This is a genomic window from Acinetobacter parvus DSM 16617 = CIP 108168, from assembly GCF_000368025.1.
Taxonomy (GTDB): Bacteria; Pseudomonadota; Gammaproteobacteria; order Pseudomonadales; family Moraxellaceae; genus Acinetobacter; species Acinetobacter parvus.
The window spans coordinates 49,981-71,641 of record NZ_KB849207.1 but is presented as its reverse complement, the minus strand read 5'-3'; the positions used below and the strand labels follow the sequence as shown (position 1 = coordinate 71,641).

At 40.8% G+C, this 21,661-nt stretch carries 16 protein-coding genes and 2 pseudogenes; 16 read left to right on the top strand and 2 right to left on the bottom strand.

Annotation, left to right across the window (positions count from 1 at the left end):
- Nucleotides 1–105: 105 nt before the first annotated feature.
- The 6 genes and pseudogenes from F988_RS00350 to galE form a co-directional block, all read left to right on the top strand.
- Nucleotides 106–441, top strand: a pseudogene (locus F988_RS00350) (acetyltransferase); the annotation flags it as partial.
- A gap of 43 nt (nucleotides 442–484) precedes the next feature.
- Nucleotides 485–2,359: a nucleoside-diphosphate sugar epimerase/dehydratase gene (locus F988_RS00345; RefSeq protein WP_004680121.1), complete on the top strand. Its 1,875-nt coding sequence runs from the start codon at nucleotides 485–487 to the stop codon at nucleotides 2,357–2,359.
- Nucleotides 2,360–2,370: 11 nt separating this feature from the next.
- Nucleotides 2,371–3,246, top strand: coding sequence for a UTP--glucose-1-phosphate uridylyltransferase GalU (gene galU, locus F988_RS00340; protein ID WP_004680119.1), 876 nt, complete (start codon nucleotides 2,371–2,373; stop codon nucleotides 3,244–3,246).
- Between the two features lie 16 nt (nucleotides 3,247–3,262).
- Nucleotides 3,263–4,522, top strand: coding sequence for a nucleotide sugar dehydrogenase (locus tag F988_RS00335; protein ID WP_004680118.1), 1,260 nt, complete (start codon nucleotides 3,263–3,265; stop codon nucleotides 4,520–4,522).
- Nucleotides 4,522–6,198: a glucose-6-phosphate isomerase gene (gene pgi, locus F988_RS00330; RefSeq protein ID WP_004680116.1), complete on the top strand. Its 1,677-nt coding sequence runs from the start codon at nucleotides 4,522–4,524 to the stop codon at nucleotides 6,196–6,198. Before F988_RS00335 ends, pgi begins: the two co-directional genes overlap by 1 nt.
- Nucleotides 6,191–7,207 carry a UDP-glucose 4-epimerase GalE gene (gene galE, locus F988_RS00325; RefSeq protein WP_004680114.1) on the top strand — a complete coding sequence of 339 codons (1,017 nt, stop codon included), beginning with the start codon at nucleotides 6,191–6,193 and terminating at the stop codon, nucleotides 7,205–7,207. The genes pgi and galE overlap by 8 nt, the downstream gene beginning before the upstream one ends.
- Before the next feature lie 51 nt (nucleotides 7,208–7,258).
- Here galE and F988_RS00320 read toward each other — a convergent pair whose 3' ends face one another.
- Both F988_RS00320 and F988_RS00315 read right to left on the bottom strand, forming a co-directional pair.
- Complete coding sequence (locus tag F988_RS00320; protein WP_004680112.1) at nucleotides 7,259–8,629, bottom strand: phosphohexomutase domain-containing protein; 1,371 nt, start codon at nucleotides 8,627–8,629, stop codon at nucleotides 7,259–7,261.
- 209 nt (nucleotides 8,630–8,838) lie between these two features.
- Nucleotides 8,839–10,044: an amino acid aminotransferase gene (locus tag F988_RS00315; protein WP_004680110.1), complete on the bottom strand. Its 1,206-nt coding sequence runs from the start codon at nucleotides 10,042–10,044 to the stop codon at nucleotides 8,839–8,841.
- A 443-nt stretch (nucleotides 10,045–10,487) separates the two neighbouring features.
- Between F988_RS00315 and F988_RS00310 the strand changes: the two genes are divergently transcribed.
- From F988_RS00310 to F988_RS00270, 10 genes and pseudogenes are all read left to right on the top strand, one after another.
- Complete coding sequence (locus F988_RS00310; RefSeq protein WP_004665303.1) at nucleotides 10,488–11,198, top strand: GntR family transcriptional regulator; 711 nt, start codon at nucleotides 10,488–10,490, stop codon at nucleotides 11,196–11,198.
- Nucleotides 11,191–12,072 (top strand): methylisocitrate lyase, encoded by an 882-nt coding sequence (gene prpB / locus F988_RS00305; RefSeq protein WP_004680108.1) that lies wholly within the window; start codon nucleotides 11,191–11,193, stop codon nucleotides 12,070–12,072. The genes F988_RS00310 and prpB overlap by 8 nt, the downstream gene beginning before the upstream one ends.
- Before the next feature lie 158 nt (nucleotides 12,073–12,230).
- Nucleotides 12,231–13,388: a bifunctional 2-methylcitrate synthase/citrate synthase gene (gene prpC, locus F988_RS00300; RefSeq protein WP_004680106.1), complete on the top strand. Its 1,158-nt coding sequence runs from the start codon at nucleotides 12,231–12,233 to the stop codon at nucleotides 13,386–13,388.
- Nucleotides 13,388–16,018: a Fe/S-dependent 2-methylisocitrate dehydratase AcnD gene (gene acnD, locus F988_RS00295; protein ID WP_004680103.1), complete on the top strand. Its 2,631-nt coding sequence runs from the start codon at nucleotides 13,388–13,390 to the stop codon at nucleotides 16,016–16,018. The genes prpC and acnD overlap by 1 nt, the downstream gene beginning before the upstream one ends.
- A gap of 89 nt (nucleotides 16,019–16,107) precedes the next feature.
- A complete protein-coding gene (locus F988_RS00290) occupies nucleotides 16,108–17,925 on the top strand; it encodes a hypothetical protein (protein WP_004680101.1) in 1,818 nt (605 codons plus the stop codon).
- A gap of 151 nt (nucleotides 17,926–18,076) precedes the next feature.
- Complete coding sequence (locus F988_RS14185) at nucleotides 18,077–18,220, top strand: zinc ribbon-containing protein (protein ID WP_004665293.1); 144 nt, start codon at nucleotides 18,077–18,079, stop codon at nucleotides 18,218–18,220.
- 126 nt (nucleotides 18,221–18,346) lie between these two features.
- Nucleotides 18,347–18,925 (top strand): DUF4126 domain-containing protein, encoded by a 579-nt coding sequence (locus tag F988_RS00285; protein WP_004680099.1) that lies wholly within the window; start codon nucleotides 18,347–18,349, stop codon nucleotides 18,923–18,925.
- A 153-nt stretch (nucleotides 18,926–19,078) separates the two neighbouring features.
- A complete protein-coding gene (locus F988_RS00280; protein WP_004680096.1) occupies nucleotides 19,079–19,966 on the top strand; it encodes a DMT family transporter in 888 nt (295 codons plus the stop codon).
- 590 nt (nucleotides 19,967–20,556) lie between these two features.
- A pseudogene (locus F988_RS00275) lies at nucleotides 20,557–20,739 on the top strand (hypothetical protein); the annotation flags it as partial.
- 96 nt (nucleotides 20,740–20,835) lie between these two features.
- Nucleotides 20,836–21,501, top strand: a complete 666-nt coding sequence (locus F988_RS00270) for a pseudouridine synthase (RefSeq protein ID WP_004680094.1) — start codon at nucleotides 20,836–20,838, stop codon at nucleotides 21,499–21,501.
- Nucleotides 21,502–21,661: the final 160 nt, after the last annotated feature.

The window sequence follows — 21,661 nt, the reverse complement described above, 5'->3', positions numbered from 1 at the left end:
GTCATGGTTGACTCCTAAAACAAGCATTTCCCATGCTTATTGGGGAGTAGATTATCACTTATAGACGTGGTCTAAAATCCTAGAACCACATCAGACACCATGCATCTTCAAGCGATAGTGGCGGTGGGTAATAATGCTTTAAGATTGCAATGGCAACAAACCGTGTTGGGGCTAGGTATAGAATTGACATCGGTCATTCACCCACACAGCATGATTAGTCCAACAGCACAAATTGGCCTAGGGGTGAGTGTCATGGCAGGGTGTATCATTAGTCGTAAAACTGTGATCAACGATGGCGTAATTTTAAATATTGGTGCATTATTGGATCATGATGTTGTCATTGAGCAATTTGCCCATTTAAGCGTGGGGGTAAAAGTCGCAGGTGGTCAAACTATCGCCGCACATTCATTTTTAGAGGTTGGAACCTGTATTCTGCATTAAAAATACGGTGTTTTAAAATTCAAATATTAATAATTGTATATCTATGAAATCCATAATTGAACTTGCTGTAGAATCCCCACGCTTAGTCAAACTTGCATTTTTGGTTGTTTTAGACTTCTGTGTTCTTCCTGTGCTGTTGTGGATGTGCTATGCCATTCGCCAGTTTGATTTAGGTGCAGAAGTTGTGCCTAATTTGGCCTATGGTTCAATTTGGGCAAGCGTGATTGCAGTTGTATCGCTGTTTATTTTCGGGGTGTATCGCTTTATTGTGCGCACCTACAGCGAACTGTTTATGTTCAAGTTGGGGTTGGGTACTGCTTTGACTGTGGCAGGGTTGTATGCGCTGGCTTATTTTACCGATGCCTTTATTCCCACTTCTATTCCGCTCATGTTCGGTTTTCTCATGTTTGCTTGGGTCTGGTTTAGCCGTGGTTTTATTCGCTTTATCGTGCGTTCTTATTTACAAGCCGATGTACAAAAAAAACGCATCGCGATTTATGGTGCAGGCAATGCTGGACAGCAAATTGCAGCGGCACTATACAATTCACATGAACACTTACCCGTGTTGTTTATTGATGATGATCCGTCACTCACTGGGCAGCAGTTGGGACGTTTAAAAATCTATGACGCAGACAGCGCATTAAAATTACTGGCTAAAAAAAATGTCGATGAAGTCTTGATTGCACTGCCTTCTGTCGGGCGGATGCGTAAAAGTGAGATCGTCAAATTCTTAGAACCTGCACATATTAAAATTACCGAAATTCCAGGTCTAACCAAACTGGTCGATGGTGAAATTCGCGTGTCGGATATCCAGGAAGTCGATATTATTGACCTTTTAGGACGAGATCCTGTTCCACCTATTGCCCATTTATTGGCTAAAAATATTCAAAATAAAATTGTTATGGTGACAGGTGCTGGCGGATCGATTGGTTCAGAGCTTTGTCGACAAATCATAAAAAATCAACCTAAAATGCTGGTTTTATATGAATTAACTGAGTTTGCATTATATGATATTGATAAAGAGTTAAGGCAAACTGCCAGTTGCGACATTGTTCCCATTTTAGGGACTGTACAAGATCAACAAAAATTAGAACGTATCATCGAACAATATCATGTGCAGACAGTCTATCATGCCGCCGCTTATAAACATGTTCCATTGGTTGAGTGTAATCCAATTGCTGGATTAAAAAATAATGCAATTGGAACCGCAAATAGTTTAAATGCCGCTGTAAAAAAAGGCGTGGAAACCTTTGTATTGATTTCAACGGATAAAGCAGTTAGACCGACGAATGTCATGGGTGCATCGAAGCGGATGGCCGAGCTTTATTGTCAAGCCGTGGCTGAGACGAAACCAAATACTCAGATCAGTATCGTACGTTTCGGAAATGTATTGGGTTCTTCTGGTTCGGTTGTACCTTTATTTAGACAGCAGATTGCAAAAGGTGGCCCAATTACGGTGACTCATCCTGATGTAACACGTTATTTTATGACGATTCCTGAAGCTTCTCAGTTAGTCATTCAAGCTGGGGCATTAGGTTCAGGTGGTGATGTGTTCTTACTCGATATGGGTGAACCTGTTCGAATTCAGGATTTAGCACGACAAATGATCGCTTTAAGTGGTTTAAAAGTTCGAGAAGCAAATACAACGGATGGTGATATTGAAATCGCTTATAGTGGTTTACGTCCAGGAGAAAAACTTTACGAGGAACTACTCATCGATCAAGATAACACAGGTTATACCGAGCATACTCGTATTTTACGTTCTTTTGAAAAGCATTATCCGTTGCAAGAGATTCAGTCTGTATTTAGTCGAATCAATCAAATGACTGCAGTGGAACATGATGTAGATTGGGCTTTAAGTCAGTTAGAATATTATGTTGATGGCTATAAACGTAGCGGCGAAGTACGGGTTAATTAAGAGAGTATTGTATGATCAAAAAAGCTATTTTACCTGTCGCTGGTTTGGGAACTCGTTTCTTACCTGCAAGCAAATCCATTCCAAAAGAAATGGTGACAGTAGTCGATCGTCCCGCAATTGAGTATGTGGTACGTGAGGCAGTTGAGGCTGGGATAGAACAAATTATTTTGGTGACTCATTCATCTAAAGCATCAATTGAAAACTATTTTGATCGTAATTTTGAGCTTGAAACAACTTTAGAACAAAAAAAGAAATTTGATTTGCTTAAGGAAATTACTGATATTTTACCGAAGCATGTGAGTGTGGTGAGTGTACGCCAACCGCAACCTTTGGGATTAGGTCATGCAGTGTTATGTGCCAAAGATATTGTGGGTAATGAAGCATTTGCAGTGTTATTGCCTGATGTACTGGTTAAGAACCAAAGCTGTGATAATGATTTGTCATTAATGATCCAGCGTTTTGAGCAGTCTCAAGCTGCTCAGATTATGGTAGAGGCAGTTCCTGACCATTTGGTTGATCAATATGGTATTGTAGATGTTGCGATTTCTCCGAATGAAGGGGAAAGTGCTATCATGCAGGGAATTGTTGAGAAACCTGCGATAGGTACTGCGCCATCCAATTTATCTGTGGTAGGGCGTTATATTCTACCTGCTGAGATTATGAGCCTATTGGAGAATACGCCTCGTGGTGCAGGAAATGAAATTCAGTTAACCGACGCAATTGCAGCTTTACAGCAAACTGAAACAGTTGAAGCGTATCGTATGAAAGGACAGACTTTTGACTGTGGGAGTAAGTTGGGCTATCTAAAAGCTGTATTGCATTATGGTATTGAGCATCCAAAACTGGGTGAAGATTTTAAGGGCTTAATCAAAGAATTAGCTCTATAATTTAGGGTTAATATTGATGAAAGTTGCTATTTTTGGTAATACTTTATATGCAGGCGTGATGTCTGCATTATTGTCTGAATCTGGACATTTTGTATATTGGTGTTCTCATATCAACCCAAATGAAAATGGTCAGCAATATTCTTTTCATGATGAAAGTGTCAGTCGATTACTTGAAAAACAACTCAGTAGTGGATTTCTGATTTATCGTGATCTGGATAGTATTCCTTTAGACATTGATGCTTACTTATTTAGTTTTAATCAAACCCAGGAACAACAAGTTTTTCAACTATTGGCATCACTAAAACAGCGTCCAATTATTCATCCTAAACTGATGATCAATGCATCTACCTTTGGCTTACATGGGACTGAGCATTTTCAACAAATTCTTTCTGAAGATGACTGGGCCTATTTACCAGATACCATCCAAGAGGGAAATGCGTTACAGAGTCTGACCCAAGCTAAGCAGCTGATAGTCGGATGTACTCAAGCTAATGTTCAGACCAAAGTAAAAGAGTTACTTCGCCCTTTTTTCCCTTTGGCACAGCAATATCTATTTATGCCGATTCTGGATGCTGAGTTTACCAAGCTGAGTATTTCTGGCATGTTGGCAACACGAATTAGCTATATCAATGATCTTGCTGTCGTGGCGGAAAAACTGGGGATTGACATTGCTTCAGTACGTCAGGGAATGGCTGCCGATAATCGTATTGGTTCAGCTTATTTATCTCCAGGCGCAGGTTTTGGCGGTGAGAATTTCTCACATGATATTTTAACCCTTGCCAATACTGTGGCAAATACAGGGGTTAAAAGTCAGTTGCTTGCGCAAGTTTGGGACATTAACGAACAGCAGAAAGAAATCTTATTTCGCAAACTGTGGAATTATTACCATGGTGACTTACATGGCAAAACAGTTGCGATTTGGGGTGCTTCATTTAAAGAAAATACCTCAAGTATTCAGCAGTCACCGATCCATCCCATGTTGGCAGCTTTATGGGCTCAAGGTGTCACGGTACGTTTACATGATCCACAAGCTTTAGATGAAATCGAAGCGATGTATGGGCAACGTGATGATCTTATTCTATGTAAAGACCAATATGTGGCCGTACAAGGTGTACATGGCTTATGTATTTTGACGGCATGGAAACAGTACTGGAGTCCTGACTTCAAACAATTAATTGAGCTGATGCAGCATCCTCTTATTTTGGATGGACGAAATATTTATGATCCACAGTATGTAAAAGCGCAAGGTTTTGCATATATGGGGGTGGGACGCTGATGATGATAAAGCAGATTCAGCCTTTTCCAGTCAAGGAACAGGCTTCAGTATTGGAATATTTATTATCTTTAAAGAAACAGTTTAAAGAGGCTCATCTCAATGAGTTGTTTAAAGCCGATGTTGCCAGATTTAAGCATTTCTCAGTTGAATGTGATCAAATCGTTTTTGATTTTAGTAAGCATCGCATTGACCAGAATGTCTTAAATAGTTTAATAGAGCTGGCTCAGGCACAAGATTTAAACCAATGGATCAAAAGGTTATTCTCATCTGAACAGATTAACTGCACAGAGCAACGTGCTGCGATGCATTGGGCATTACGTTTACCCAAGTCAAGTTCTGTGGTGTCTTCGGCTTTTCAAGATGTTCATCTGCAACTTGAGCGAATGAATGCCCTGGTTGAAAAAATCCATGCTGGACAGTATCGAGGTGCCACAGGTGAAGTGATTCAGGATGTCGTCAATATTGGCGTGGGTGGGTCTGATTTAGGCCCATTGATGGTTACGCATGCGCTTTCTGATTTTAAGGTGAAAACCGCTAAACCTTTAGCTGTACATTTTGTTTCAACGATGGATGGAAGCCAGCTTTCTGAGCTACTGCATCAGCTTCGACCTGAGACAACTTTATTTATTATTTCTTCAAAATCGTTTGGTACCATTGATACTTTGTCCAATGCCCAAACAGTACGACAATGGTTGGAAAAAGCTTTAGGTACTGATGAAAAGATTCTGCAAAACCACTTTATTGGTGTTTCAACGAAACCTGAGAAAATGACTGAATGGGGCATTGCTCCTGATAAACAGTTATCGCTTTGGGATTGGGTCGGCGGTCGTTATTCACTGTGGTCCTGCATTGGTTTACCCATTGCGCTCAGTATTGGAGTGGAGGGTTTTAAACAGCTATTAGCGGGTGCCTATGCCATTGACCAACATTTCCAAACTGCACCATTTCAGCAAAACATTCCAGTCCTTATGGGATTGTTAGGTATTTGGAACAATAATTTTCTGGATATTCAGACACATGCAATATTACCTTATGATGGGCGGTTAAAGTATTTCGCAGCCTATTTGCAACAGCTTGAGATGGAGTCAAATGGTAAATCCATCCAGCGGAATGGTGTGAAAGTGAGTTCAGCGACCTGCCCAATTGTCTGGGGAGAAGTTGGACCGAATGCGCAACATGCTTTCTATCAACTCTTACACCAAGGAACACATTCGGTCAGCTGTGATTTTATTGCGCCAGTGAAACGTTATAATGCCAACCAATTTACCTATGCTGAAAATGCAGAGGCCTTAGTTGAGCAACATCATTTGGCACTCTCAAATTGTTTGGCTCAATCGCGTTTGCTCGCCTTTGGCAATCAGGCGCTCTCAGTAGATGAGCTAAAAGATTTACCTAGTTATAAGCAATATGAGGGTAATCAACCGAGCTCAACCATTCTATTAAAAGAGTTGAATCCCTATAGCTTAGGGATGCTTATCGCATTGTATGAACATAAAGTGTTTGTGCAATCTGTTTTATGGAATATCAATCCCTTTGACCAATGGGGTGTTGAAAAAGGTAAAGAAATCGCCAATCAACTATTACCAATTCTAAATGGTGAACAGGGTGATTTATCTGCATTTGATACCTCAACGCAAGGTCTACTTCGAATATTATTAGGAAAAACAGATGGCTAAGATTTTAGTTGCAGGTGGTGCTGGCTATATCGGTTCTCATACTTGTGTTGAACTGCTAAATGCGGGGCATGAGGTGGTTGTATTTGATAACCTGTCGAATAGTTCTGAAGAATCTTTACATCGTGTACAGAAATTAACGAATAAGGATTTGGTTTTTGTTAAAGGTGACATCCGATTTGAACAAGAGGTTGATCAGGTGTTTCAAGACCACCAGATTGATGCTGTGATTCATTTTGCTGGTCTGAAAGCGGTTGGGGAAAGCCAGCAAATTCCACTGGTTTACTTTGATCACAATATCGCTGGCAGTATTCAGTTAATGAAGTCGATGGAAAAAGCAGGTGTATTTAGACTGGTGTTTAGTTCATCGGCAACGGTTTATGATGAAGCGAATATATCCCCATTGAATGAAGATATGCCAACAGGCATGCCAAGCAACAACTATGGCTATACCAAGCTCATCATTGAACAGATGTTGCAAAAACTGGCGCAGGCAGATTCACGTTGGTCGATTGCATTACTGCGTTATTTTAACCCTGTTGGCGCACATAAAAGTGGTCAGATTGGAGAAGACCCGCAAGGCATTCCAAATAACTTAATGCCTTATGTCACACAAGTCGCAGTTGGTCGTCGTGAGAAATTATCCATTTATGGCAATGACTATGACACGATTGATGGAACAGGTGTGCGTGATTATATTCATGTGGTAGATTTAGCCAATGCACATTTATGTGCGTTGAATAATCGCCTTGCTGCGCAGGGATGTCGTGCATGGAACATTGGCACAGGCAATGGTTCATCCGTATTACAAGTCAAAAACACCTTTGAGCAAATCAATGGTGTGCCTGTTGCGTTTGAATTTGCACCACGTCGTGCAGGTGATGTTGCTACTTCATTTGCAGACAATACGCGTGCATTGAGCGAGCTCGGTTGGCAGCCTCAATATACATTGGAAGATATGCTGGCGGATAGTTGGAATTGGCAGAAGCAGAATCCCAACGGCTTTAACTGAATGCTAAAGCAATAAAAGAGGAGCGATATGCTCCTTTTTTATTGGGTTGAATTAACCCTGAATTAACCCAGTTAATTCATCTACATAATGTTGCATCGGTTGCGGGTTTTGATCGGCACGGCTTTCAATATTTAAACGCAATAAAGGCTCGGTATTCGATGCGCGGACATTCAAACGCCACGCACCAAAATCAAGACTCACACCATCGGTACGGTCTACTAATGGATTTTGGTCCGCATAATGATCAAAAATCTTTTGTACCGTTGCTTGTGTATCTGCTACTTTAAAATTGATTTCACCGCTACATGGAAATTTGGTAATCATATTCTCAACTAATGTTGAAAGTGATTGACTTGTTTCAGAGAGTAGGGCAATAGTCAGTAACCATGGAATCATGCCACTATCACAGTACGCAAAGTCACGGAAATAGTGATGTGCGCTCATCTCACCGCCGTAAACCGCATTATGTTCACGCATTACATCTTTAATAAAAGCATGCCCAGATTTTGATTGAACCGCGATACCTTGATATTGCTCTACGATATCAAAGGTATTCCAAACTAAACGTGGATCATGCACAATCTTTTCACCTGATTGTTTGATCAAGAATGCCTGTGCTAATAAGCCAACAATGTAATAGCCTTCGATGAATTGACCTTTTTCATCAAACAAGAAGCAACGGTCAAAATCCCCATCCCATGCAATACCCATATCTGCATTGTGCGCAAGCACAGCATCGCGGGTGCTGTCACGGTTTTCAATTAAGATTGGGTTCGGAATCCCATTGGGGAAAGTCCCATCCGCTTCATGATGAATTTTAATAAATTCAACAGGAATATTCAGTTGTTGGAATTTCTGTTCAATTGCATCAATGACATGGCCTGCTGCACCATTGCCTGCATTCACTACTAGCTTGAGTGGTTTAATTTTCTGTGGATCAATATAAGTCAGTAGGTGTTCAACAAACTCAGGTAGGATATTATAGTTTTCAGTTGTACCTTTCTGCTCAACTTCGGCAAAAATACCTGATTCTGCAAGTGATTGAATCTCTTTTAAACCCGTATCAGCACTGATTGGACGTGCATTTTCACGAACCAATTTCATGCCATTGTAGTCCATCGGGTTGTGGCTGGCAGTTACTTCAATGCCACCTTGTACATCAAGATGGAAAGCGCCGAAATAAACTTCTTCGGTACCCGTCATGCCTAAATCTAGAACATTGACACCTGCATCATTAAGACCACGAATGGTTGCTTGCTTTAAACCTTCACTGCTCAGACGGATGTCACACCCAATCACCACTTTTCTAGGTTGATAGATTTGTCCGTATGCACGACCAATTTTATAGGCGATTTCTTCGTTCAGTTCTGTGCCTAATTTTCCGCGAATATCATAAGCTTTAAAGCAAGTCAGTTGAGTCATTTTGAGAAGAGCTGTGTAGTTTATTAATATGTTGCAGTATACAAAGACTGGGCTGGATTAAACAATCGTAGATACAGATTAAATCATTTATAACTGACTTAGCCCTAGATATACCGATTTCAATATATTCAAAGTATCTCCTTATATACATAATAAAAAATGGTTGTTCCACGTGAAACAACCATTTCCAGTTTATAATGATGGATGGGTTAAGCTGATTTAGCTAACACTTCAGCCATTGCTGTGGCAACTTTATAAATATTATTCATATTTAAACCTGCAACGCAGATGCGACCACTACGTACAAGGTAAATTGCATATTCTTCACGTAAGGTGTCGACTTGCTCGCCTGTCAAACCTGTGTAGCTGAACATGCCTTTTTGATTGACAAGGTAGCTAAAGTCACGGTCAGGAAGTGCTTTAGTCAACTCATCTTTTAAGATGCTACGCATTTTGATAATGCGCTCACGCATCTCTTTCACTTCGCCTTGCCATTGTTGATTCAGATCAGCATCATTGAGCACCTGATCAACCAACCATGCACCCGTTGTTGGTGGGCTAGAGTAGTTGCGGCGTACGGTTGCCTTTAATTGACCGAATGTGCATTGAGCCGCTTCAGCATCGTCACAGACAAAGGTTAGGCCGCCCACACGCTCACCATAAAGTGAGAAGATTTTAGAGAACGAGTTGCTGACGATGAAGTTTAAACCAGCTTGGTCTAGAGCACGAATCGCATAAGCATCTTGTTCCATACTATCGCCAAAGCCTTGGTAAGCGATGTCAAGGAATGGAATCAAGTTACGCTCTTTTAATACTGCAATCACCTGATCCCATTGGGCTGGATTGAGATCCGCACCTGTCGGGTTGTGGCAGCAAGGGTGTAATAATACAATGCTTTGATCTGGCAAAGTTTTTAATGTCGATAACATGCCATCAAAATCAACGCCACGTGTTTCAGCATCGAAATATGGATAGTAGTTGCTCTTGATGCCAGCACCATTGAAGATCGCAACATGGTTATCCCACGTTGGTTGGCTGACCCAAACTTCTGAATTTGGGAAATAGGTTTTTAAGAAATCTGCACCAACTTTTAATGCACCTGAACCACCAAGCGTTTGAATGGTTGCAACACGACCTTGTTGAATAGCAGGGCTGTTTGCGCCAAACAATAGAGCTTGAATTGCGTCACGGTAAGGCTTAAAACCTTCCATTGGAAGATAAAGTTTGGTTTTATCATTTTTAGGGGCAATACGTTTTTGCGCTTCGATAATGGTATCAAGCTGAGGAACGATACTGTCTTCGTTATAGTATAAACCAATACTTAGATTAACCTTTTCAGCGCGTGGATCAGCATTAAACTGTTCCATTAAAGAGAGAATTGGGTCGCCTGCATAAGGTGGGATATGTTGAAACATTAACAATGTCCTTTTATTCAACAAGGTGCATGGATGTGTCTTGCGGAGCATGACTCCAGATGCCCAATAATGTACCAATAAAGCGCCTATGAAGCACGCTGTTATTTACATTTCTGGTGCAGTATTTACTTACAAAAATTCGTATAAAATCGATCGATTATAAGGATTGTCTACAATCAAGCTGTCATACCATGGTCGTAGCCTACGTAATATAAATAATGGGAAAAATGCCTTGAATCAATTGAAATAAAGTACTTAAATTTTAGTAAGAATATGTTTTATATATAATTATTTTATATTTTTAGTACCTTTTTCAGAACATTCTATTGTGAGGCAATCGAATAGTATTGACTGGGTCAGTCTATTTCATTGTCGACAATCCTATTGCATTTTTTCTTCTATCTCGTTATAAAATCATCAAAACTATAGAGATTGTCGACAATATGCAAGATACCCTTGTTCCTCAAGCCATCAGCACCAGTCAGAGTATTACCCTGACGGAACATGTATTTAAGCAAATTCAATCAGCAATCGTGTTAGGACAAATTCCTGCGGGCAGCAAAATTTCTGAGCCTGAGTTAGCACGTATTTATGGGATTAGTCGTGGTCCTTTACGTGAGGCGATCCATCGTCTGGAAGGACAGCGATTGGTTGAGCGTACGGCCCATGTTGGTGCGCGAGTTGTTTCCCTTTCTCTACAACAGTTTCAAGAACTGTACCAAATTCGTGCTTCACTTGAAGGCTTAGCTTGTAAGTTGGCTGCACAGCATATTGATAAAAAACAAATTTTAGCATTGCGTGATGTACTGCGAATGCATGCTGAAGATGAAAATTTTAAAGCAGGTAAGGGCTACTATCTGCAAGAAGGTCAAGACGATTTCCATTACTGCATTATCAAAAGCAGTGGCAATAAAACCCTCGAAAAAATGTTATGTGATGAGCTGTATCACCTCATCCGTATGTATCGAATTCAATTTTCAAATACCCCAGATCGACCAAGCAAAGCTTGGGATGAACATATCCGCATTTTAGATGCGATTGCAGAGGGTGATGGTGAGCTTGCTGAAATGCTGATGCATCGTCACATCAATGCATCCTACAAAATTGTTGAGCAAACATTGCTGCAAACCCAAGGAGAACATCAACATGGCTAAATCTGCTGGTCAGTTATTCCGCGACGCGGTCGCAAATGAAAAACCATTACAAGTGGTCGGTGCGATCAACGCCAATCATGCATTGTTAGCAAAGCGTGCAGGCTACAAGGCGATCTATTTGTCGGGCGGTGGTGTTGCCGCAGGTTCTTTGGGTTTACCTGACTTGGGGATTAGCAACCTTGATGATGTATTGACCGATGTACGCCGTATTACCGATGTCTGTGATCTACCCTTATTGGTTGATGTGGATACAGGTTTTGGTGCTTCCGCGTTTAATATCGCACGTACCACTAAATCAATGATTAAGTTCGGCGCAGCGGCAATGCACATTGAAGACCAAGTTGGTGCTAAACGTTGTGGACACCGTCCTAACAAAGCCATCGTGACGCAACAAGAAATGGTGGATCGTATTAAAGCTGCGGTTGATGCGCGTACTGATGAAAACTTTGTGATCATGGCACGTACCGATGCTTTAGCGGTTGAAGGTTTACAAGCAGCGATTGATCGTGCAGGTGCTTACATTGAAGCAGGTGCGGATATGTTATTCCCTGAAGCGATCACTGAATTGGCAATGTACAAGCAGTTTGCTGATCTGACCAAAGTTCCAGTATTGGCGAACATTACTGAATTTGGTTCTACGCCATTATTTACCACTGAAGAATTGGCTTCTGCGGATGTGAGCATTGCGTTATATCCACTTTCAGCATTCCGCGCGATGAACAAAGCAGCGGAAAATGTGTATGAGACTCTGCGTCAAGAAGGCACACAGAAGAACGTTGTTGACACCATGCAAACCCGTCAAGAATTGTATGAGCGCATTAACTACCATGCGTTTGAACAGTATCTTGATGGAACTTTTGCAAAGAATAAATAATCTCTGAAATTTACCCCTCCTAACCTCCCCTTAAAAAAAGGGGAGGAACCTCACCAATCAGATCACATTTTGATTTCGTGAAAGTCTCCCCCTTATAAGGGGGAGATTTAGAGGGGGTAAAAGTGCAAACACATAAACACCATAAAAAGGTCAATCTTATGAGCAGTAATGAAACACCAGTCGGCTTCAAGCCAAAAAAATCAGTTGCGTTAAGTGGTCAAGTTGCAGGTAACACTGCACTTTGTACCGTCGGTCGTAGTGGTAATGACTTGCACTACCGTGGTTATGACATTCTAGACCTTGCAGTGGGTAGCGAATTTGAAGAAGTTGCACATTTGCTTGTACATGGCAAACTGCCAAACAAAGCTGAGTTGAAAGCCTATAAAGCAAAACTGAAAGCACTGCGTGGTTTACCAGCCGCATTGAAAACGGCACTTGAACAGTTACCACCATCTGCACACCCTATGGATGTGATGCGTACGGGCGTTTCAGTTCTAGGTTGTTTAACGCCTGAACATGAAGATCACAATGAAGCAGGTGCAAAAGACATCGCTGATAAATTGATGGCAAGCTTGGGTTCAATGTTGTTGTATTGGTACCACTTCAGCAACAACGGTCGTCGTATCGAAGTTGAAACCAATGATGACTCAATCGCTGCGCATTTCCTCCATTTACTTCATGGCGAAGCGCCATCTGAAGAATGGATTCAAGCCATGCATACCTCTTTGATTTTGTATGCTGAGCATGAATTCAATGCTTCTACATTTACGTCACGTGTTGTTGCAGGTACAGGTTCAGACATGTATTCAGCAATTACAGGTGGTATTGGTGCGCTACGTGGTCCAAAACATGGTGGTGCGAACGAAGTTGCATTCGTGATTCAACAACGTTATGACAACGCTGACGAAGCAGAAGCAGACATCCGTAGCCGTGTAGAGAAAAAAGAAGTGATCATCGGCTTTGGTCACCCTGTTTATACCATCTCTGATCCACGTAACGAAGTGATCAAGAAAGTGGCGCGTGATCTTGCTGAAGCGCAAGAGAACACCAAAATGTACCTGATTGCTGAACGTTTAGAAGCAGTGATGAAAGAAGTGAAGAACATGTTCCCGAACCTCGATTGGTTCAGCGCTGTGAGCTATCACTTGATGGGTGTGCCAACAGCAATGTTCACTCCATTATTCGTAATTGCTCGTACAGCAGGTTGGTCTGCACATGTGATTGAACAACGTCAAGACGGTAAGATCATTCGCCCAAGTGCGAACTACACTGGCCCTGAAAACTTAGAATTCAAACCATTGGCGGAGCGTGGTTAATGACAAATCAATACCGTAAACCGCTGCCAAATCAGAATGGCAATACCCAGCTCGAATACTATGACGTGCGTCAAGCCGTTGAAGACATTCAGCCAGGCGCATACGAAACTTTGCCATACACCTCGAAAGTGTTGGCAGAACAGCTTGTGCGTAAAGCTGATGCAGAAAATTTAACGGCCTATTTAACGCAATTGATCGAACGCCGTCAGGACTTGGATTTTCCTTGGTATCCTGCGCGCGTGGTCTGTCATGACATCTTAGGTCAAACAGCCCTCGTCGACCTTGCGGGTTTACGTGATGCGATTGCGGAAAAAGGTGGTGATCCATCTAAAGTGAACCCAGTGGTTCCAACACAGTTGATCGTCGACCACTCTTTGGCAGTGGAATATGGCGGCTTTGATCCTGACGCGTTTGAAAAAAACCGTGCCATTGAAGACCGTCGTAACGAAGACCGTTTCCACTTTATTGAGTGGACGAAGACCGCATTTAAAAATGTCGACGTGATCCCTGCGGGTAACGGCATCATGCACCAGATCAACTTAGAGAAAATGTCTCCAGTGATCCAAAATCGTGATGGCTTAGCGTTCCCAGATACATGTGTAGGTACAGACTCACATACACCACATACGGATGCACTTGGTGTGATCTCAGTGGGTGTGGGTGGTTTAGAAGCTGAAAACGTGATGTTGGGTCGTGCATCTTGGATGCGTCTTCCAGACATTATCGGTGTTGAGCTAGTCGGTCAGCGTCAAGCAGGCATCACGGCTACGGATATCGTATTGGCACTCACTGAATTCTTACGTAAAGAACGCGTAGTTGGTGCATATCTTGAGTTCTTCGGTGAAGGCGCAGACACCATGTCGATTGGTGACCGTGCAACCATCTCGAACATGACCCCAGAATACGGTGCAACGGCTGCGATGTTCTACATCGACCAGAACACCATTGATTATTTACGCCTGACGGGTCGTGAAGATGCGCAAGTGGCATTGGTTGAGCAATATGCTAAAGAAATCGGTCTTTGGGCATCGGATATGACTGCGGCGCAATATCCACGTGTACTTCGTTTCGATCTTTCAACAGTGACTCGTAACATTGCAGGGCCATCGAACCCACATGCACGTGTTTCAACCAGCGACTTAAAAGCCAAAGGCATTGCAGGGAATTTAGATCTTGCGAAAGCACAAGAAGCAGAAGGTTTAATTCCTGATGGCGCAGTGATTATTGCTGCGATCACCTCATGTACCAATACTTCAAACCCACGTAACACTGTGGCCGCAGGTCTATTGGCACGTAAAGCCAATGAACTGGGCTTAGTACGTAAGCCTTGGGTGAAATCATCATTTGCACCAGGTTCTAAAGCGGCGGCATTGTATCTTGAAGAAGCTGGCGTACTCAAAGACCTAGAGAAACTTGGTTTTGGTATCGTAGCCTATGCATGTACTACGTGTAATGGTATGTCAGGCGCACTTGATCCAGTGATTCAACAAGAAATCATTGACCGTGATTTGTATGCGACAGCGGTACTTTCGGGTAACCGTAACTTCGATGGTCGTATCCATCCATATGCAAAACAAGCGTTCTTGGCATCGCCTCCACTGGTAGTGGCGTATGCGATTGCAGGAACGATCCGTTTTGACATCGAAAAAGATGCACTCGGTATAGACAAAGACGGTAATCCAATTTACCTCAAAGATATTTGGCCATCTGATGCTGAAATCGATGCACTGGTAAAAGAAGCTGTGAAGCCTGAACAATTCCGTAAAGTCTACATTCCTATGTTTGACCTCGGTGAAGTTGAGCAAGCGGAAAGCCCACTTTACGACTGGCGTCCAATGAGTACTTACATTCGTCGTCCGCCGTATTGGGAAGGGGCGTTGGCTGCACCACGTACTTTGACCAACATGCGTCCGCTTGCAATTTTGGGGGATAACATCACGACTGACCATTTGTCGCCTTCAAATGCGATCATGATGGATTCGGCTGCGGGTGAATACCTACACAAAATGGGCGTACCTGAAGAAGACTTCAACTCATATGCGACACACCGTGGTGACCATTTGACTGCACAACGTGCAACATTTGCCAACCCGAAATTGTTTAATGAAATGGTGGTTCGTTCTGACGGCACGATTAAACAAGGTTCAAAAGCGCGTGTAGAGCCTGAAGGCGAAGTGATGCGTATGTGGGAAGCGATTGAAACTTACATGAACCGTAAGCAACCGTTGATTATTGTTGCAGGTGCGGATTATGGTCAGGGTTCAAGCCGTGACTGGGCTGCCAAAGGTGTTCGTCTTGCAGGTGTGGAAGCGATTGTGGCGGAAGGTTTCGAGCGTATTCACCGTACTAACTTAGTCGGTATGGGTGTTTTACCGCTTGAGTTTAAAGCAGGCATTAACCGTAAAACTTTGGGTTTAGATGGTACTGAGCTGTATAGCGTAATTGGTAATATTGCACCGCGTTCGACTTTAACTTTGGTGATTGAACGTGCGACAGCAGATGGTAAAGAAGAGATTGTGGAAGTGCCTGTGACCTGTCGCCTAGATACGCTTGAGGAAGTTTCTGTGTATGAAGCGGGTGGTGTATTGCAGCGTTTCGCACAAGACTTTTTAGAAGGTCAAGTGGCTTAATACTTTAGCTAAAAGTGATTGATATTTTTGTAAAAAAACCCTATCTTGATGATGGGGTTTTTTATTAAATAAGAATATAGGGTTAGAATATGCCTGATAGATTAGAATTGACAAAAAATGTTCTATTTTTTAAATCTAATGTTTCGCCTAATGACATTGTAATTCATGAAATACTCAAATTAGCAACTGATAATAAAGAAGATAATACGCAATTTATAATAGATAAATTTAGAACTAAGAAGCAGACACAAACAAATATTGATTACACTTTATCAATTAAAGTCTTTTCAACAGTCAGACCAGTTCATTTCTTAGATGATGATAATTATGAAGACCGTATTTATGCCTATATAATTTTAATGGAGATAGATGATTATTTAGTTTTACTAAGTAAAAGCTGTTCGACATATTTACAGTTTGTAAAAGATAGTTTTCAATTAATTGATGTTAGTGAGTTGAGTAAATTAGTTGGAAAAAATGCTGATTTCCAAAAAATATCATTACGCAATATGACTGTTTCAGAAAAAGCTATTAGAAATAGATCATTTGAAGCAAGTGATCTGGAGGGATCTTTTTCAAGTCATTCAGCAGGACGTTCAGTCCCATCGTACTTTAAAGTAAGGGAGCAAGGGCAAACGAAGTCTATTTCAGCGAGTGGTAGATTTGTTGAATCATCGTCTAGACAGTCTGTTGAGAGCATAGTTGAATGGGCACATAGTCAAATTCAATTAATTAAAAATGCTAAAGAGAATGAGTTTCTTCAAATATTTGCAAAAAAAGTTTTATTAAATGATGTGCTTTCTTCTTGTAATCCAGCAGCTTTATTAATTGATGTTTCTGCAATTGAGGAAAGGATAGAGGATGGTATAATTTCATTAAAATATGAACGAAAAAGAAAAGAAAAAATAAATGGTAAAACTAAGCGTGTTAAAAAAGTTATAGATGTACCTAATGTAATATCTGATAAATTATTTCTTCGACTTGGGGCTGTGTATGAAATAGATTCTAATCTAGACATAGTTAGCTTAGAAGAATCCACAAAAATAAATAGAAATAAAAAAACATTGTCTATTTATTCGAAATTATTGAGAAATTTTAAAATCGAAGAAAATGGTAAGTTAGAAAGCCTTTTAAATTACATTAATAAAAATGGGCTATTCTGTTTAACTTTTGATAACCCTCGATATATGTACTGCATGGAGAGTTGCTTCGAGGATGTATCTGGGGTGTCTGAAATAGATTCGATTTTAGCTATGCTTTATCCTCAAAATAACATCAAACAAGTTACATCAGAAAAAGGAGAATTTAGTACTGTACAAGAAGCTTTTACACCAAATTCAATGTTTAATTTTGTAGAAATGATACATTCAAATAACGATTATATTTTTTGTGATGATTTAGGTGATGAATGGGCAGATCATTTAACTATTGATTTAAAAGACTTTAGTATTAATTTTATTCATTCAAAATATTCGAATGATGAAACTAACTCAGCAAGTAGATTACAGGATGTAGTGGGGCAAGGTATCAAAAATTTAGGAAATATGCATTTTTCAAGACAACAAATATTAAATAAATACTCCACGACTTTTGCAGATTCATATAAGAGTGGAAAGGGTGCTAATGGTAAAGGTAAGGGAGTACAAACTAAAATTTCTAGGATTCGCAAGGATGCTGGTAATTTTAAACAAGATATTGATTTAATTTTAAAAAACCCAAAATTACATAGGAAGTGTATCCTGAGTTGTAATTTTATTTCAAAATCCAACATAGAAAAAGAACTGAGAAAATTACAACAAGGACATAAAGTTGGAGGGCATATTATTCAATGGCTATGGATTTTATCTTCATTTTCTCATGCGGCTAAAGATGCAGGTGTTTTTCCAATGATATATTGTGCCCCTTGAGAGATAGTGGGGAGATAATGCTTGGGAGGAAAAAAAATCTAAGCTCTTTCTTAACCTTTCCGCCATCACCATTCGTCAGAAAGGTCAATAAATAATCAAGGTTATCACGCTATAGTATATGAACCATTTCTAAAATCTATGGAGAACAAAGATGGTTACTGCTGGCGAAAGACCTGGAACTGGCTTCTATTTTTGTGTTCAATGCGGACACCGCACCTATTTAGAAATTGGTACTGATCGTTTACCTCCGTGTACCAAATGCCTTGGCAATCAATTCAACAGTAAGAATGCCTAAGCCGCAAAACACCAAACAGTTACCCACTGTTTTGATGAAAGCCCTGTCACTCGATAGGGCTTTTTTGTTACTGTAAAATATGAAATAACAAGATAACGATATCTGACAAAAATAAGGAAAACCCAGATGGAAACAATTTTAGGACTTTGTATCGGCGTAGGATTAAGCGCAGCCAGTGGTTTTCGGGTTTTTATGCCTTTGCTGGTCATGAGTGTTGCGGCGCTCATGGGTTGGTTTGAACCCTTGAAAGGTTTTGAATGGTTGGCGATGCCTGCCGTTTGTCTGGCTTTGACCGTGGCAACAATCAGTGAAATTGCTGCGTATTATGTACCGTGGGTTGATAACTTACTCGATACCGTTGCAACGCCTGCCGCCATGATTGCAGGTACACTCACCACAATGGCTGTAAGCAGTGGCGAAATGTCGCAATTTGCCAGTTGGGCTTCGGCCATTATTGTCGGTGGTGGAACAGCAGGTGTGGTGCAAATGAGTACGGTCGCTGCACGAGGTGTTTCAACAGCAACCACTGGTGGACTGGGGAATTTTGTAGTGGCAACGGGGGAGTTGATTGGCTCAATTGTGTTGTCGATTTTGGCATTTGTGATGCCTGTTGTGATTACGGTATTTGTGATTATTCTCGTGATTGTGCTCGCATGTTGGATACAGAAAAAAAGACAAAATAATGCTGATCAGTCAGCTTACTAAATACAAGGATAGAATATGGACTTGATCAGTTTAAAAAACATCATAAGTCAAACATATTTTAGGACTCAATAACATGAATGGATATATTGACCATCGAAAAACTGTTTAAAACAGAGTAAATTACCATCACTTTTTGATTTTGCGTTTCAATCTATGGCAATCACCTGGATTCTATTCACTCTCATGGCCGCTTTTATGCAGGCGTGGCGTAATGCATTTCAAAAACAACTCAGTACCACCGTTGATGTCTATGGAACGACATTGGCTCGATTTTTATTTTCCCCCATCTTTGCCTTTAGCTATCTGGCATTTCTCTATCTGCACCAACCTGTTACAGCGCAGGTTCATTTCTCCCATAAATTCTGGGTCTATGTGGTGATTGCGGGCATTAGCCAGATTTATGCCACAGCATTAATGGTCAAATTATTCCAGCAGAAGAACTATGCCATTGGTGTCGGGCTGGCCAAAAGTGAAGCCATTTTGGCGGCTTTGGTCGGTGTTTTATTCCTACAGGAACATTTGACTGCATGGGGTTGGGTGGGTGTATTGATTGGTGCAGTGGCAGTCTTTCTACTGAGTAAAGGTCGTCAACACACTGAATTATCATTTAAAACCTTAATGATTGGTTTGGGAAGTGGATTATGCTTTGCCATCACTTCATTACTGGTCCGCGAAGCCAGTCTGGAACTGAGCATGTTGCCGTTCCTGCATCGTGCAGGATGGGTACTTTGCAGCCTGATCAGCTTTCAGTGTATTATACTTTTACTCTACCTAGGGATTTTTAGCCGAACAACACTTTATAAAATGTGGCAGCGTCTTGGCCTAACCCTGCGCGTGAGCATCTGTAGTTTTCTCGCCTCAGTCGGTTGGTTTAGTGCCATGAGTATGCAAACGGTGGCAATAGTCAAAACCCTGGGGCAGGTCGAAATATTATTTAGCCTACTGATCTCAGCATTTTTCTTTAAAGAGAAGCTCGCCAAAACCGATCATTTGGGTTTGTGGTTGGTGATTGTGGCCGCAATTATGGTGATTTGGGCTTAAATCTGTTTTTTAAGTAAAAAAATACACAGATAAAACAGGATATATCGGAAGATAATAGGTAAATCTATGCTTTATTTGGAAAATAATTCCAATTATAAAACTGGATATGCAAAATTATTTCATGGATGGCTAGAAATAGTAATTTTTAGGAAAACAATCCCACAGCAATCTGCCTAAACTATGTCTCAAGGGTTGAGGAACGATTAAAGTTCCGTAAGGGGATCGAAAAGAGTAGCATGCACCGAAGCTTATCAAGCAAGTGTGTACTTATCCAAAAGGTCTCGATTCGGCTTAGGACGCTATAGATCAAAAGTTTATAGGCAGAGGTTATAACTTACAAAGTTATAGGTGTTGAAGTAAACAACATGTTTTCCCTTGATACCCTGAAAAATTTAATGAAATAGAATATGACCAATCAGACTTAAATAATAAAAACCACATCAATAAAATCTAATATAAATGTGAAGTTCATCGATAAAGCTTTGCTATTTTGAATAGAAGTCGATATTTTTATATTAAAAAACAAAATGATATAATTGAAACAATAGGTAAAACCAAAGAATGATCACAGGAAATAGGTCAGAACAATCGTAATCATTCCCAAAAAAGATGTATTTGGACTGGTAACACGCAAAACCAAGGATATGGTTTCATTCAGGCAACTGGGTCTGGCACGGGCAAAAGACTACCTGATTGCTTTTCTTAATCGTGAAATTGCGACACTGGAAGAGATGTATAAAGAGAATTTAGCCAAGAGCAATAAAAATTCCTAATTGTTCTTAAACCATCGAGCTTAAGGACTCTTGCTAAACCCCTTGGCAGAACTATAATCGTTGCCAATTTGCGTTTATCCAGGTTGTCTGTTGCCTATGCCCTTAAATAACGACTTTATGTATATGCCACCACAGGAACCGCTTGAAATCATATATGAAGATGAAGATCTGATGGTGGTCAATAAGCCTGCTGGATTATTGTCAGTAATGGGGCGTTTACCTGAACATCAGGACAGTGCCTATTTGCGGATTTTGGAAAAATTTCCAACAGCTAAAGTCACTCATCGGCTAGATATGGCCACCTCTGGCTTATTGATGTTTGCTAAACACCGCGATGCTGAAGTTGCGGTCAGCAAGATGTTTCAGGCACGTACAATAAAAAAATACTATATTGCGTTGATACAAGGAAAAATTCAGGCTGAGGGAAGTGTTGAAGTTCCCTTGATCACTGACTGGGAAAATCGTCCACGTCAAATGGTGCATTTTGAACTCGGCAAACAGGCCAAGACTATATTTCAGTTGATGAAATATGATGCGGAAACAGATCAAAGTCGAGTCCGTTTGGAACCTGTTACAGGACGGTCACATCAACTCCGCGTCCATATGATGCATATTGGTCATCCGATTATGGGAGATAAACTCTATCATCCTGATTCAGCCAGGTTTCATTTAAAACGCATGGCTTTACATGCGGCATATTTGGCATTCCAGCATCCCTTGAAAATGCATGATATTGAACTATATTCAGATGTTGAATTCTAAGAATATGAATATAAAAGAAATATATTCGATCCCGCAAGTAAAATGGATGGCATTAGAAAAACCACAACAAGACTAGCTAAAGTTAATTTTACTGGAGGCAGATCCAAATTGGGAACAGGTCTCTACTTAACGTGAATTCGGGATAAGGAAGTTGTAAAAG

Excerpts from the sequence above, each read along its gene's own strand:
- galE (WP_004680114.1), top strand. The coding sequence starts at position 6,191 with ATGGCTAAGATTTTAGTTGCAGGTGGTGCTGGCTATATCGGTTCTCAT.
- F988_RS00280 (WP_004680096.1), top strand. The coding sequence starts at position 19,079 with ATGGCAATCACCTGGATTCTATTCACTCTCATGGCCGCTTTTATGCAG.
- F988_RS00270 (WP_004680094.1), top strand. The coding sequence starts at position 20,836 with ATGCCCTTAAATAACGACTTTATGTATATGCCACCACAGGAACCGCTT.
- F988_RS00335 (WP_004680118.1), top strand. The coding sequence starts at position 3,263 with ATGAAAGTTGCTATTTTTGGTAATACTTTATATGCAGGCGTGATGTCT.
- prpB (WP_004680108.1), top strand. The coding sequence starts at position 11,191 with ATGGCTAAATCTGCTGGTCAGTTATTCCGCGACGCGGTCGCAAATGAA.
- F988_RS14185 (WP_004665293.1), top strand. The coding sequence starts at position 18,077 with ATGGTTACTGCTGGCGAAAGACCTGGAACTGGCTTCTATTTTTGTGTT.
- F988_RS00320 (WP_004680112.1), bottom strand. The coding sequence starts at position 8,629 with ATGACTCAACTGACTTGCTTTAAAGCTTATGATATTCGCGGAAAATTA.
- acnD (WP_004680103.1), top strand. The coding sequence starts at position 13,388 with ATGACAAATCAATACCGTAAACCGCTGCCAAATCAGAATGGCAATACC.
- F988_RS00315 (WP_004680110.1), bottom strand. The coding sequence starts at position 10,044 with ATGTTTCAACATATCCCACCTTATGCAGGCGACCCAATTCTCTCTTTA.
- galU (WP_004680119.1), top strand. The coding sequence starts at position 2,371 with ATGATCAAAAAAGCTATTTTACCTGTCGCTGGTTTGGGAACTCGTTTC.
- F988_RS00310 (WP_004665303.1), top strand. The coding sequence starts at position 10,488 with ATGCAAGATACCCTTGTTCCTCAAGCCATCAGCACCAGTCAGAGTATT.
- F988_RS00290 (WP_004680101.1), top strand. The coding sequence starts at position 16,108 with ATGCCTGATAGATTAGAATTGACAAAAAATGTTCTATTTTTTAAATCT.
- F988_RS00285 (WP_004680099.1), top strand. The coding sequence starts at position 18,347 with ATGGAAACAATTTTAGGACTTTGTATCGGCGTAGGATTAAGCGCAGCC.
- pgi (WP_004680116.1), top strand. The coding sequence starts at position 4,522 with ATGATGATAAAGCAGATTCAGCCTTTTCCAGTCAAGGAACAGGCTTCA.
- F988_RS00345 (WP_004680121.1), top strand. The coding sequence starts at position 485 with ATGAAATCCATAATTGAACTTGCTGTAGAATCCCCACGCTTAGTCAAA.
- prpC (WP_004680106.1), top strand. The coding sequence starts at position 12,231 with ATGAGCAGTAATGAAACACCAGTCGGCTTCAAGCCAAAAAAATCAGTT.